Raw genomic sequence first — 14131 nt, 5'->3', positions numbered from 1 at the left:
GGCCGCGCGGACCGTGACCCGTCCGCGCACATCCAGGCACCGGACAGATCCGGCCGCCGGCGGGAAGGGGTTCCGCACGAACGCCGACCCGTACCGTACCGGAGATCAGCCGGTCGCGGACGGGAACGGAGCCCTGGAGCCGCCCGCTCCGGCTCCTCCGCACGCGGCCACCGCGGCCTCCTGCACCACCCGTCGACGCTCGGGATCGCCGCCGACACAGTCGAGCAGCAGATGCGGATCGGCCTTGAGGATGGCCTCGGGCGAGGCCAGTCCTTCCCGGGCCAGAGCGAGGTACACGGGCCGGTGGAGTGGGATCTCCGCATGCCAGGCGATGGGGACCAGGCCGGCGACGATGCCGAGTTCGAGCTGATGAGGCAGGACGTCCGGCAGACTGCCCAGCTCGGCGGCCGGCTGGACATGGAGGGCGATCTCGATGACCGTCCGGATCACGTCGGCGGCTCGCTGCACCGCTTGCTGGACCGGACCGGGGATCTCACGCCTCGTGATCTTCTCCGGGTCTGCGATCGCCCGTTCGATATCGGCAAGCCCCATTCCCTCTGTCCACATCAGGCAGGCGTAACTTCTGCGCGCCCGGCCGATGCTGATGCCGTCCCTGGAGCGCGCGCCGAGAAGCCTGGAAAGCACCTCTTTGGCAGTCCCGCGTCTTCTCAGTTCTCCGGCGAACCGGTTGTGTTCCTTGTGCGGGGCACGCGGGTGCCGCTGAAACCGGACGTCGTCCAACTCGGATGTGAGCTGCGCGGCACAGATCAGCGTGGCGAAGTTGATCCGGTCGCTGGGTACGGACTCCAGCGCCTGCGCCACCGCGGTGACGGAGTCGACGGTGAGGCCGCTATGGACCGTGAGCCTGCCCAGGTCCGTCAGAGCGAGCCCGTGCGGCAATTCCTCCGTTCCGGTGGGCGTCCCGTGAAGGAAGCCGCCGGTGACCAGTTCGTCCACCAGCCGCCGGACGTCCGCCCTCGGGAAGGGATGGACTCCGCCGCGGCTTCGGGACTGGTGTGCGGCGAAGGTGGCCGCCAGAAAGCGCTCCACGTCCGGGCCCGAGCGACGGCGCGTGAGGGCAGCGGGTTCGGCCAGACCGGCGAGGATCACCGCACGGATGTCGGTGGCCGGCTGGAGCAGCACCGACCGCACGGGTTCCGGCTTACCCCGGATGTACCGCTGCCACTTCTGTTCGGCGTCGGCACTGCCGCGGCCCAGGATGATGGCTCGCCCCTGTTTCCTCCCACGGCCGGTGCGCCCGGCCCGGCCGGCCATGTTCTTGTACTCGGAGACGGAGTACGGCCGGCCGTCCGCCGAGGGTTGATCCAGATCGCCGATGACAACGGAATCAGCGGGAAGATTGACGCCCTGGGCCAAGGTTGTCGTGGCCACAAGGACACGAACCTCGCTCTCCGGGCTCCCGAAGGACTCCTCCAGCAGAAGCCGTTCCTCGTTGGTCAGGTCTGCGATGTGGAACGCCACCCCGCGCCTCAGGCAGGCGCGCAGCAGCTCCGTCGTCCGGCCGCCGTCCCCGCCGGACAAGGCTGCGAGGGGGGTGTGGGCGGGAGGCAGGGCGAGCCTCTCGGCGAGCCGAGTGGCGAGGTCACGGGCCCGGTGGCGGGTGGACCGGAAGACGATGACCTGCTGTCCCTCCGCGACCAGCCTGCTCACCAGCCGCGTCACCGGTCCGTCGTCGCCTGTGGGGCCGAGGGCGTCGGGCCCGGCAGCACCCTCGGGCCCAAGGAGCAGTTCGGCGGACTCGCCGCCCTGTCGATCCGCATAACGGTAGCGGCCGTCCGGGCACATCACGCCTTCGAGCAGGGGGACGTCTCGACGGGCACCCGTCACGAGGTTCGCACCGAGCCACCGGGCGAGCTCGCCGGGTTCGCCGAGCACCGCGGACAGACCCACGATCTGAGGCGTATCGGTGAGACCTTCCCGCACCCGCAGCCAGGTGAGCAGAGTCTCCAGCAGCGGACCGCGCTCAGGCAGCGTGAGGGAGTGGATCTCGTCGATGACCAGGACGCCCACGTTCAGCAGACCCGGGCTCCTGGGCAACAGGCCGACGAACTTCTCATAGGTGAGGACGGCGAGGTCGAACTCGCCACTGATCAACCTCGGCATGTGGTCGCGCAGTTCGCCCGTGGCACGGATCGTCCTGATCCCGAGGGGCTCATAGTCGAGCCGGAAGTTCTCATACTGCTCATGGACCAGGGCACGGGTGGGAAGCAGGAACACCGCCTTCCTCCCCAGCGTCACGGCTCGCAGAGCGCTCAGCTCCCCCACCATGGTCTTCCCTGTCGATGTCGGCGCGCTGACCAGAACGTTCATGCCTTCCAGCAGGGCGCCCTCGTTGACGGCGGCCACCTGCAGCCCGTTGAGTTTTGTGATACGGCTCCGCCACACATCCAGAACCGGGGACGGAATCCCGTAGGGCTCGAGCGATGTGAACTCCGCGGTCACGGGCTTTGGCCGGGTGGCGTCGGCCGTGGCCAGATAGTGCGAACCCTGTTTGAAGATGTCCAGGGAGAAATTCGAGACGCTGCCGCTCAGAACCGGGTCCTGGGTCTTCTTGAGCCGGTGCTGTCCGTGGGAGCTGACACTCTTCGACACATAGTGAGCCAGCTTGAGCATGTACACCTTGCCGTCGTCGACGGCATCAGGCTCCCCGAGCAGTCCCTTGATCAGGTAATGGCTGAGCAGGCCATGACGGACACGCGGGTCCTCGAAGGCTTCCTGGTCCTGGTCGCAAGCGGCAATGACCACATGTCCGTACCTGCGAAGTGCATCGAGCCTTCTCGTCACCGAGACGGAGCCGTTGCGGCTCGTGCAATCAGCCTGCGAAATTCCCAGAGCCCGGTCAGCAGTGCGCCCCGAAAAACAGCAATCCAGCACCAGGAGGAGGGAGCGCGCCCGAATTTTACGCGCCAGTTGTACAAGTTCGTCAAGCGACAGCGAGTGTTCACCCGAGTCCTCCGGAAGAATACCATACGCGGCAAGGGATCCACCGGGCATACCGTGCCCGGAAAAAGTGATCACGACGAAGTCCTCGTCGGTACTCGCCTCCGCCAGGTGGTGCATTTCTGCCACGAACCGCTCCTTGGTGGCGTCACCATCGAGAAGCAGAGTCGACTCCCCTTCGAGATTATCCTTGAACAGGGCGCCGAGTACGGTGGCATCGCGCTTTGCAAAGCGTAAGCGCGTAAAGGCCGACTCATAGGAGTCGATACCGACAAAGAGTCCGCGAAACCTCATCCCGCCCCCTCTGACCCAACACACAGCATCGGCGTTCTTCTACGGCAACTCACAGAGTACCGCGATTCGCGTATCGTACGACAATCGGAGAGCAGTGATAGAGAATCCAAGAAGCACGGAACCAAGTCCTACACAGGACGAGCTTGTTCGAATTCGTCTCGCCGACGTTCGACGCCGCGAGAGGCAGTGCCCTCAACAACTGGCGGCGAAGATACGTCCCGGCACGCCTCGCCCCCGCCCGTCCGCCGTGTCCCGTGCGGCCCCTCGCGCCCTGACCAGCTGGGCGCTGCGCCCGCTGCACGACATCCTGGACCGCATCGAGTTCTGGGAACTGGCTCCGACAGAGGCGCTGGCCCGGTGGAGAGCCGCTCCCGGACGCCCTGCTCACCCCGCGCTCGTCCAGTGGACCGAGCACGCCGTCCAGGGATATCTCGCTGCGGCGGCAGCCATACCCAAGGCACCCGGAGTGCCACCCGACACACCGTTGGCACCCGTGTCGCGCCTATGGGCGCGTCAGCGCCGCCGGCGGAAGCCCGGCGACCCGGACATGTACGAGGAGATGGTGACCGACCGGCGCTACGCCGGATACGGCGTCCGCGAACTGCGCATCACCAGAATGGGATCGGTGCAGGACCGCCCACAGGACGACGTGGAGATCGCCGTGGCCGTGGGCGTCCTGGCCGGCGGAAGCCCGGTGCTGAGTTCTCAGTGGAACCGGGCCCCGCTCACCCTCGGGCGGTTCGAACCCGCCCGGCGCGTACGCCTCGTGGAGATCGGCTGCGCCGATGCCTCCCATCGTGTTCTCTTCGAGGGAACTCCGGAGGAAGCCCATGCCCGCTGCACCTCGGAGGTCGAAGCGCAGCTCGACCGCATTGTCATGGGCGGCTCGTACCGCCCCGGCAACGACTGCGCCCGGTGCAAGGCCGTTGCGTCCTGCCCCGCCGTCCCGTCCGTTCCGGACCTCCTCGGCATCAGCGGGCCGGGCGCTCCCCGCCGTTCCTGGTCGGTCGCGACAGGACGCACCTACCGCCGCTGTCCCGCCCGCGCCCACCTGGAGGGCCTGTTCCTGCCACGGGACAGTGCGTCCGAAGACAACGAAGCGGCCATACGCGGCAAGGCCGTACACGCGTGGATCGAGAGTCGGCACCGTCGCACCCCGCACCGGCCCTGCACACCGGACGACGTGCCGGGCCCGCCGGACGCCTGGCAGTACGCAGAGTGGTCGGTGACCGGGCTCCAGGCCCGGCTCGGCATTCAGATGATCGCCGACCACGCCCTCGTCTGCCCGTTGCGGGACCACCCGGACGACGCGGAAGTCCACCCGGAACGGACGGTTGCCGCATACGACCCCGGTGCCGACGTCGTGGTCATCGCCAAGACCGACCTTCTCTACCGCGCGGCAGGCCGGTGGACCTTGCGGGAGACGAAGACAGCCAGAGTCCCGGACGAGGGCGACCTGCTGGACCAGCACCCTCAACTGGCTCTCGCCGTGTTGCTCGCCCGCACCGGAGCACTGCCCGGAGACGGACACTGCCATGTGGAGCTGGAGCGGCTGACCGGCAGCGGCCCTGTCGTCACGCCACTTGATGTCACGGCTCCGGATGTGGTCTCCGAGGCGCGACGAATCGTGGCCGCGTACGTCCAGCCATGGCACGCGGACACTCGCTACCCGGCTAAACCGGGCAAGGCGTGCGCGGACTGCCCGTTCACCAGGTGGTGCCCCGACGCGGCGGAGGGAACCGGACGATGACGCAGTGGCTGACCGGCCCGCGGGACGACCCCGCCGAGCGAGCCCACCGCATGGTGGCAGCTTCCTTGCGGGCCGCGTACGCATGGTCGGTCCGGCGGCAACAGCCCGACGCCATGCGGGAGGTCGCGAGAATGACCGGTGTCGTCATGGAGGCGCATGGGCCCGGTCATGGACCGGTGACTCCGCTGGATCTCGTCGGCTGTCTGCAAGAGCGCCTCGGAATGATGCCTGCCCTCGCCAGTGACCCGGACCAGGCGATCGCGCAGGCAGTGCTCCTCGACAGCGACGGCCGGCTCACCGCGGAGGCATACGACCTCGCATGCGAATACGCACTCCCGATGGGCGAGCCGCCCAACACCCCTCACTGGATGCCCACCTGGACCCGGATGTGCGCCGACCAGATTCGCAGCGAGACCTTCAACTCGCTGACCGATGGCAAGGATCAGGAGAAGTATGTGGTTTCCAGGCGTTTCCTGATCGAGCACCCGGCGGATTCCCTCTCCGAACTACAGCGTCTGGTCAGCGAGACCGGGGTGACTCCTCCTCCAGGCGGATATACCGAGATTCCCGCCGATCACGTCTATCAGTCACCCGGCGGAGAGCCGTGGTGGTGGCCCTGCCCCTACTGCCGCTGGCCGATGGCGGTGGCGGGCACGACCGTACGCTGCCGGTACGTTCCCCATGCCGCCGTCTACCAGCTCACCGAAGGCAGGACAGCCATGTCCCGGCCCACGCTGAGCCGTGTCGATGAAGGACGGCCGCGTCTGACCACACCGGTGGCCCGGCCGGCGGCCGGTTCTCGCTGTGTGAGCTTCGGCGTCTGGCGATTCGTCGTGGTCCCCGGCGCGAGCGAGCTCAGAATCAAGCGAAGCCTGGAGAAACTGGGTGCGGCGGTCACGCTCTGGCCGAAGCTCGACCATTACGACCTTGAGGTACGGGCGGGTGAAAAAGAATTCCGGATCGACGTCAAGGAGTACCGCTCTCCACATCGGCTGATCGCCGATCTCCGGACGAAGGCACCCAACGCCAGAATTCTCCTCCCGAAGACGCATGAGCACCAACTGGGAACCGTGAAAACTGTGATGCCGTCGCTCCAGATCACCACAGAGACAAAATTCTCCACCGAGGTACGACGCGCGCTGAGGACAGCATGAGTACCCAGGCACCCGAAACCGAGCAGGTATTCCCCCGGATCATGGCAGTGGCAATCGGACTTGCTGCCGCGTTCTTTCCCTCCGGGGGCGGCAGCGGATTCAGGCGTACGACCACCCGCGACGACGTCTTCTACGTGCTGGACGGCCATATCGCGGACTGGTCCGGCTGGCACAACCTCTCCGAGACGGATGCCCGTCGCTTCGCAAGGCTGCTGCACCGGCGTCCCAACCAGATGGCGAACGCCAAGGCGGCCGGCCCGATCCTCGACAGGCTGCTCAGCGATGGCCGGATACCCGGCTGTACGGTCGATGACCAGGCCGGAGGCGCCGGACAGATAACCGTCGACCCCGGCATGCCGCTCCCGGCCTACATCGACACATTCCTGGGTCAGCTCGATGAACTCCACGCGGCGAAGAACCGCTCGCTCCCGCCCGCCCAGGCAGGTCCGCACATGACTACAACGAGGGTGGTCGTGGAGGACGGCCGGAAACAGACATTCGTCGACTTCCACTATGGGGTCCGCCCTCATCATCTCGACCCGGGGCACCCGATACCTGCCGTCCGCGACGCCCCGGACCTGCCCGAAAAACTTGTGCTATTTGCCGAGCTGAAGGAGATCGCCCACCTCATCGACCAGGAGGAGCGGAAACACGGCAGAAGCGCCCACCGCAGGGACGCAGTGGACCGCTTTGAAGAGCAAGTCCGCACCCGTGAGAACAAGACCGTCAAGGGACTGCACCTGACGGCCGGCAACCTCAACGAACTACTCGCCTACACGGGCTTCGGGAAGTCGGTCGTCCTTGTCGAAACCTTCGCCTGCTGGGCCGTCCGCCACGAGGTTCCGGTGGCCTTCGTCCTGCCGACCAACGCGGATGTCGTCCGGGCCACCCACACTATCGAGCGTGCCCTCAAGCTGTGCGGAGTGCAGTCGAGGAACGGAGTTGTGCCGCTGGTCTCACCCCGCGCGCTGATCAAGGTGGCCGAAACCGCGGCCTCTCGGGTCACCGCGGGCGGCCCGGACGCGGACTGGATCTGGGGACGGTTCGGCTACGGCTGCGCCCTCGCCTCCGTGGCCGAGTCCGACGACGGCGTCGACCGGTGGCAGCCGGGGAACGAGCCATGCGCCAAGCTGCGCAAACCGTCCCGGGGCCGCAGGAAGAACGCCACGGTCGCATGCCCTTGGCGGACCAGCTGCGGGCGTTACCGTGCCGCACGCCAGGCATGCACGGCCGACGTCATCGTCACCTCGCATGCGAATCTCCTGCTCGGAGTTCTCCAGACGCCCGTGGACGACGGCTACGGCGTGAACGACCGGCTGACCGTCGAAGAACTGCTGATGCGGCGTTGCCAGGTCATCGTCATCGACGAGGTTGACGTCTTCCAGAGCACGGCCATCGACCACGCGGGCCGGCATCTCGTCCTCGACCACGCGGGACAGACCAACACACCCCTGCGCAGGTTCGACCACGACTTCGCAGCGGCGTCCGGACGGCTCCAGGACGAGGTCGACGCCAGTGTCCGCGACTCCTATCTCTCGCTCCGCTACCTCTCCGAGACCTACGTGAGCCATCTGACCTACGAACGCCTCGGTGCCACCGTCCCCGCGAAGGGTCGCCGTCCCCGCGGGCCCGGACGCTACTGGATGGTGCCATGGCGCTGGGACAACTGGCTGACCGCCCGGCTGTTCGGCCTTGATCCCAAGGAGGTCGAGCCCGAACACCTGAAGAGGTTCAGCTCCCTCTTTCCGAACGGTCCGGCGCCCCGCGACAAAGAATCCGAAGACTTCAGGGAGGCTCGGCGGCACCTCGAGTCCGTCGTCTCCGGCGGGTCCGGCGGTTTGTCCCTGCACCGGGCACGAGCCGCGCTCGAACAGCTCGCCAAGAACGTACCGGAGGAGCACCGCACCAAGGTGGTCAACCGTATTCTCCGCCGGACCATGCTGGAGCCCATCCGGATGTTTCTGCACCGGCTGATGGCCAACAATGCCCAGCTGGTCGATATCGGCGTGGAATCCGCACAGGACTTGGCGGACGCACTGGGCACCTACGGCCGTTGGCGGGTGACTCCGACCGGTCCCCTGGGACGGCTCGTCTTCGCCTTCACCGAGTACTACGACGACACCGGAGGCGCGCCGGCCCGCCTGTCGACGGCGGCATTCGGCGGCGACCCGCACACCTACACGGTGGGGCTCGGCGACACCACCGCCCTGAGCCATGCCGGGGTCCGCCGCATCGTGCTCGGGATGTCCGCCACCTCGTATTTCCCCGGCGCGCCACACCACCACCTCCACACCGTGCCGAAATGGTGGGTGGCGGACAACCAGGAGAACGCCGTACGCATCCGGCCCGCCCGGATCGACGACGAAAGGGGACGGCCACGCCGGATCTCCGGCCTTGACGGAGCCGAGCGTGTCGTGGCAACCCGGCGGATCGCCAGGGCGCTGTGGGACACGTACCTCCGAGCCGAACTGAAGTGGCTCCACGACAACAGGCGGGAACGGCATCGGGTACTTCTCGCCACGACGTCCTACGAGGCCGCACGGCACGTGGCGGAAGGACTGTCCGCGGCCGGAGTCGACGCCGGACTCATCTGCCTGGCGGTCCGGCCGGGCATTCACGCGGACGAAGAGAGCACTGCGGTGGATGCCGGCCGTTGGCGGGAGATCCCGGCCGACCGGCTGGAAGAGTTCCCCGCCGTCACCGGGGCCGACATCCTGATCGCGCCCCTGGCCAGGGTGCAACGGGGGGTGAACATCATCGGGGAAGGTGACAAGTCCGCGCTGGGGTCGGTATGGCTGATCATCCGGCCGATCCCGCTGATTGACGAGCCGGCGGAACTCGTCGCGCACATCCAGGCGCGCGCACTGGCCAAGCACCGGGGCCCGTCCAGCGACCCGCGGGCCCTACTCGCCGAGCGCCGCAGTGTGGCCGGTCAGTACCTCGACGACATCATCCGCCGTCCGCCCTACTTCCAGGCACAGCCACTCGACGTCAAGCTTGGAGTGGTGGCCGAGATCATCAACGGAGCCGTCCAGCTCATCGGCCGGGCCCGGCGTGGCGGCACCGACGCGACGCTGCATCTGGTGGACGGTGCCCTGCTCGACCCCTCGGGCGGTACTGATCTCGCCACGCTCATCCTCAAACTGCGCGACACATGGCACCGCGACGGCGTACTGCCCGCCATGCGGCAGTACTACGGCACGACGCTGGAAGCCTTCCTGACCTACGCGGAGCAGCCCACCGAGGGGGACATCCTGTGCTGATCACGCTTGCCTACCAGATCCCGCGGCAGGACATGGACTCCGTGCTCGGCACCGTGACCGCCTACCCGCTGACCGAGAAGTTTGCCGCCGCCTGGGAGGACCTGCCCAAGCGGGAAAACCAACACCGCCCGCGCTACTCCGCCCTGGCCACGGGGCTCATCGCCGCGACGGGTCAGCCCGTCAGGCTGTTCGGGGAACGTGAACTTGCCGAGGAGGAACGGTCCGCGCGCAGCCGGATGCTGCTCCTCACCTGCGAGGGCGCCTTGGACGACCGGCTGCGCGTCGCCGTCCGGGCCTGGGAAGGACACATCCGGGACGGGAAGGGTACCGCCGCCCTTGTCGGGTTGCTGCCCGCGCCGGAGCAGGCGCGCTCCTACGCCGATTTCGTGAAGTTCCGCCCCGGGCAGGTGCCGGTCATGCCGGGCTGGGTCTTCGGTACGGCGCAGTGGCAGGTGATGCGCAGACTGGCCGCGAAGCGGCTCCGTGTGGACGGCCGGAAGCCCGTCTGTCTGCGGATGGACACCGACGGATCATTGCTGGCGTGGACCCCGCAGGATCTCCTGGTCAACCATGCCGGAACAGCATTCAGCATGCACAGGCTGACCGCACGGCTGACCACTCGGGTCGGTGTCGAGGACCCTGTCCTCTGCTTCGACGCTCACCTGTCCAGAATCTCGCCCCAGGGGAACTGGGCCAAGAACGTATGGATCGACCGCGGTGAGGACGGCACCCCCATTCTTCGGCTCCCGTTGAGGCGCCGCCGGGACGAGGAGACCGGCGAGTGGCACAGCCACCTCGATCCCGCCATCGCCAGAATCCTCGAAGCATGCCAGCTGTCCCCGCTGGACATGCCCCGTGAACTGCCCCGCGTGCCCGGAAGAATCAGGCCACAGCTGGCGAGCGCCCGGTTCCACGCGCTGGGAAGCGGCCCCGGCCCCAGGTTCATGATGCGGCTGCACGAACACATCGTCTCCGCCCTGCCGTCGCTCGTACCGCTGACCTACGAAGTGGACAAGAGGATCAAACTGGCGCCCCGTGTCACGAAGTACTCGCCAGGCGGTCTCACCTCAGCCGCGGTCGGACCGAGCGGTTTCCGTCACGTCACTCTCGCCTGCGTCTACGCCACGCCCGAAGGGCGTGACCGCATGCTCGCCGAAATCGCGGAGCTGGCGGGCAGTCCGGTGAACCCGCCCGAAGGAGGATCGTCCCTTCACCTCAACGCTCGCCTGGATGTCGTCGACCGCTACTGTCCGGATCTGCTCGCCCATAACACGGTGAACCGTGCGGATTGCCTCAAGACCCTGGACCTGCCCATTCCTGCGGACGGACTGGCCGCTGCCTGGCTGGAGACCGAATACCACCCTGACGCGCCCCGTCCCGAAGTCGACGCCAAGCCGCATCTGCGGCGTCTGCTGGGACACCTCGGGATACCGGCCCAGTTCCTCGCCACCGAGCCCGTCCTTCTTCCGCCGAAGGCCACCGCCGCCGGCCCGGAGACCAAGAAACACGCCGCCCGTGCCGCCCTGCGAGACCTGTTGCGGGCCGCAGGGGTCCTGGACCACCGGCTGCTGGACGCCGTGACCGCGGGCGGGCGGCCCCACGGACTCGACAGGAAAGTCCTGCTGGTCGGCATCCATGCCCGCAGGCAGCAGACCGGGAAGGAAGGTAAACCCCTGGTCCTGACCATGGTGGCGCTGTACATCGACCCGGACGATCTGGCGAACTGCCGACTCCTGGTGTACAGCGACCGACGGCAAGCGTGGGTTCGCGGTGCCGGAGGGACGGCGGACTTCCACTCCGGTGCAATCGGGACCACCCGCTTTGGTCGCACCGGAGAGAAGTCGGAGCTGACACGTGCCGTGGTCGAAGCCAGACTCGACGCTCTCCACATGTCCCTGAAGCCCGATGCCCCACGCAGCACCGATGACCCGTCCGGAACACCGATGGTGGTCTTCGTCGACACACAGGAGACCCGGACCATCTGGCCCGGAATCCAGAACACGAAGCTCGGTACCGGCCCTCTTCCCGGAGACACCCTTCACGCCAAGGGTGCCGATGTCGCCGTCGTCCGACTGAACACCGAGATCAGTGAGATCGGACGCCCCGTCACACGACGGGAGAGGGCCAACATGCCGAGCGATCCGCAGAAGCCGGCCGCGCCGGACCGGAAGGTGTACCGGCTCGCGGACACCGACCGGCACTGCTGGCTCTTCGCCGGCCGGTCCGCGTCGATCAAGGCGAAGGGCGGCGACCGGGGCGCGTTCTACACCCGGTGGACCTTGCCGTCGGCGCTCACCTCCCAGCTCGCCGTCCCGTGGCATTCCTACACGGGCAAGGAGATCGTGGTGGTGAGGGCAGGCTCCTGGGCTCCTGAGCAATTGGCAGGGCTCACAGCGAGCCTGTGCGAGCAGGCCCTCGTCTGGGACGACCGCACGCAGATGCCCGTTCCGCTGCACCTTGCGACCGTCCTCGACGAGGACCATCCCGACTACCGGGTTTGGGGGGGAGGAGGAGACCTGACACCTCACCGGCGCCCGCCCGTCACGGCTCGCTGTCACCCTCCGGCCTGAAGACACTCGGCGGCAGCTGACCGAGTGGCGGCGGGGCGTGCCGGGATACCCCGGTCATCGCCCGCAGCAGTTCGTCGATGCCCTCACGGGTCAGCTGCTCGACCTCGTAATGATCCGTCGTCCACGGCTGGAGCAGTTCGGGAATGTTGTCCACCAGCTCGTGTGGCAGGACGACGGGCAACACCTTGGCCGTCCACTCGTCACGGCATGTGTGGAGCTTCTCCATGATGATCTTGGCCTCGCTCCGAATCCCCGGGTGCTCAAGGCCGTCGACGTCACCGTCGAACGCCTTTCGACAGATCGGTGAGGCAAGAACAATGACAAAATCGACGGCGTTGATGTGTGCCAGCGCCCACTCAGCCCAACCCTTCCGGCGGTTGACATCCCACTGGTCCATGCGCACGTCGACGCCATTCCTGACCAGAAGGTTGCCGAAGCGTCGCACATAATCCTTGTGCTCGGGCGTGTCGTGCGCGTAGCAGATGAAAACCGAAGGATGGTATTCCCCGCTCCGGTCCTCGACCGTTGTGGAGAGCGGGGCTTTGACAAAACTCGAAGGCTTCTCGCGCGCGGTGAGACTCAGATAGAATTCGGCCGGTGACTGCGTGGGCCGGTATGCGTCATCGGGGCCGGTCGCCAGGTCGTATCGAACAGAGAACTCTACTCGCTGTTCCCGCTGTCCGGCGGGGGTCAGCAGGACGGTCCAAGCGGCGTACGACCCTGGGCGTACACCGGTTTCTTCGTGCGCCACGTGCCGCCAGCGGACGCCGTTGCCGCCGATGCCGAACGCGTCGATCTTCTCCACGGCCGCCGGAAGAAGGGCATACGTCGACGCGCCGTCCTCGCTCAGCACGAAGTTCAGATACCGATTGAGCACGTAGGACTTGGGAACGTCCGCAAACGTTCCAGAACGGGGGAGTGCGTCGACGACGATAGCCTGACCCTGCTCCTCTCCGGAGGGAAAGGCGAAAGCAACCTCGAACCAGGGCATTCGAGGCGACCCGGGTTCAAAATCCAGATCATAATTAATTTTGACAAAGTAGGCGTCGCGCCCCTCGAACATGTCCACAGGTGCGTCGATACGATCGATCTGCCAATTCCGCAGACATACAGCGCCGACCGCGACACCATTCGGCATGGGGTCCATCTTTCGACCCCCCTCGCCAACGAAGGTGAGATCGACGCGGACGGCCTTCTGGTTCTGTGAATGCACTGCTGCACCTCTCGATGTCACGCTGCAATGAAGCCCACGCTAAAGGCGCCGCCGCCACTTCGCCGGCCATACGAATATAATGTCACCTATCTGTCAACTTCTGCTGAGCCTCACGCCGGGTGGCCAAGGCGGTGGCGGAATGAACCGGGCTTGCTCTGCGGGGTCCTACAAGGGAATGAGAGGGCAGGAACGACGAGGCGGGGGCAGATTCGGGCTCCTGGTTGCGCTGTTTCTCCACCGACGGACTCCCCCTCGGGCTCCCGCGACGGCAGCAGGGCCGCCCGTCGACTGGTCGAGGAACTGGCGCCGGAGTGGACACCACGACATGACGTGCGCGCGGTCGAGCAGCTGTCGGACGGCAGGTGCCTGGCCGCTCTCGACCGCGTACAGCTCGAATCCTGGCTGCCGTCGGGCGAGCGTGAACGGGCGGTCACCGACCAGGACGGCGGACGGGAGATCGTGGTCGCCGCCGATGAACAGTCGGCCTGGGTCAGCGTGACAGCTTCCCGTGATGCCGGCGGGTACCGGCCTCCACGGATCGTCGCCCGCCGCTCACTCACCGACGATGCGGAACTGGACCGTGTCGTCCCCTCCCGCCCCGTCTTCCTGCTGCTGCGATCCGCGGACGGCCGGCCCGTCCTCATGCCCAGGGGTACGAACGGTGTCCGCAGTTTCCCTCCCGGTCGGGCGCGGGCGCCGGATCTATTTCCAGGAGACGGAGGGTCGGGATACACCATGGCGCCCCGCTCCGGCAAAGCAGCGGCTTGCCACCGTTGTTCTGCCCGCGAGCGGAAGGGGACGCCCGCAGGAGCCAATTCGTCCCGACGCCCAGTGCCTCTTCCCTTTCTCCTCGATACCAGGCGAGACGCACTTCGGCGGACCAGCAGTGGAGGCCCCGGACGGAAGGCTGGTCCAATCCGGAACGG

Annotated in this window: 6 protein-coding genes; 4 read left to right on the top strand and 2 right to left on the bottom strand. The window is 67.1% G+C overall.

Annotated features, from left to right (window positions below):
- Window positions 1–105: 105 nt before the first annotated feature.
- Window positions 106–3255 (bottom strand): DEAD/DEAH box helicase, encoded by a 3150-nt coding sequence (locus tag BM242_RS23015; protein WP_093840823.1) that lies wholly within the window; start codon window positions 3253–3255, stop codon window positions 106–108.
- Window positions 3256–3748: 493 nt separating this feature from the next.
- On the opposite strand from BM242_RS23015, the gene BM242_RS23010 reads away from it, so the two are divergent.
- Genes BM242_RS23010 through BM242_RS22995 form a run of 4 tightly spaced genes read left to right on the top strand, consistent with a single transcriptional unit; the run spans window position 3749 to window position 11992 of the window.
- Window positions 3749–5005 carry a PD-(D/E)XK nuclease family protein gene (locus tag BM242_RS23010; RefSeq protein ID WP_245834423.1) on the top strand — a complete coding sequence of 419 codons (1257 nt, stop codon included), beginning with the start codon at window positions 3749–3751 and terminating at the stop codon, window positions 5003–5005.
- A complete protein-coding gene (locus tag BM242_RS23005) occupies window positions 5002–6159 on the top strand; it encodes a restriction endonuclease-related protein (RefSeq protein WP_093840822.1) in 1158 nt (385 codons plus the stop codon). The genes BM242_RS23010 and BM242_RS23005 overlap by 4 nt, the downstream gene beginning before the upstream one ends.
- Window positions 6156–9422: a hypothetical protein gene (locus tag BM242_RS23000; RefSeq protein WP_245834421.1), complete on the top strand. Its 3267-nt coding sequence runs from the start codon at window positions 6156–6158 to the stop codon at window positions 9420–9422. The genes BM242_RS23005 and BM242_RS23000 overlap by 4 nt, the downstream gene beginning before the upstream one ends.
- Window positions 9416–11992: an RNaseH domain-containing protein gene (locus BM242_RS22995; RefSeq protein WP_093840821.1), complete on the top strand. Its 2577-nt coding sequence runs from the start codon at window positions 9416–9418 to the stop codon at window positions 11990–11992. Before BM242_RS23000 ends, BM242_RS22995 begins: the two co-directional genes overlap by 7 nt.
- Here BM242_RS22995 and BM242_RS22990 read toward each other — a convergent pair.
- Window positions 11964–13205, bottom strand: coding sequence for a toll/interleukin-1 receptor domain-containing protein (locus BM242_RS22990; protein ID WP_093840820.1), 1242 nt, complete (start codon window positions 13203–13205; stop codon window positions 11964–11966). The two genes, BM242_RS22995 and BM242_RS22990, sit on opposite strands and share 29 nt — an antisense overlap.
- Window positions 13206–14131 lie beyond the last annotated feature (926 nt).

It is taken from the genome of Streptomyces aidingensis, from assembly GCF_900112355.1.
GTDB lineage: Bacteria > Actinomycetota > Actinomycetes > Streptomycetales > Streptomycetaceae > Streptomyces > Streptomyces aidingensis.
This window is presented reverse-complemented; position numbering and strand designations above follow the sequence as displayed.

What these genes read in the sequence shown, in the direction of transcription:
- BM242_RS23005 (WP_093840822.1), top strand. Translation starts at nt 5,002, where the DNA reads ATGACGCAGTGGCTGACCGGCCCGCGGGACGACCCCGCCGAGCGAGCC.
- BM242_RS23015 (WP_093840823.1), bottom strand. Translation starts at nt 3,255, where the DNA reads ATGAGGTTTCGCGGACTCTTTGTCGGTATCGACTCCTATGAGTCGGCC.
- BM242_RS23000 (WP_245834421.1), top strand. Translation starts at nt 6,156, where the DNA reads ATGAGTACCCAGGCACCCGAAACCGAGCAGGTATTCCCCCGGATCATG.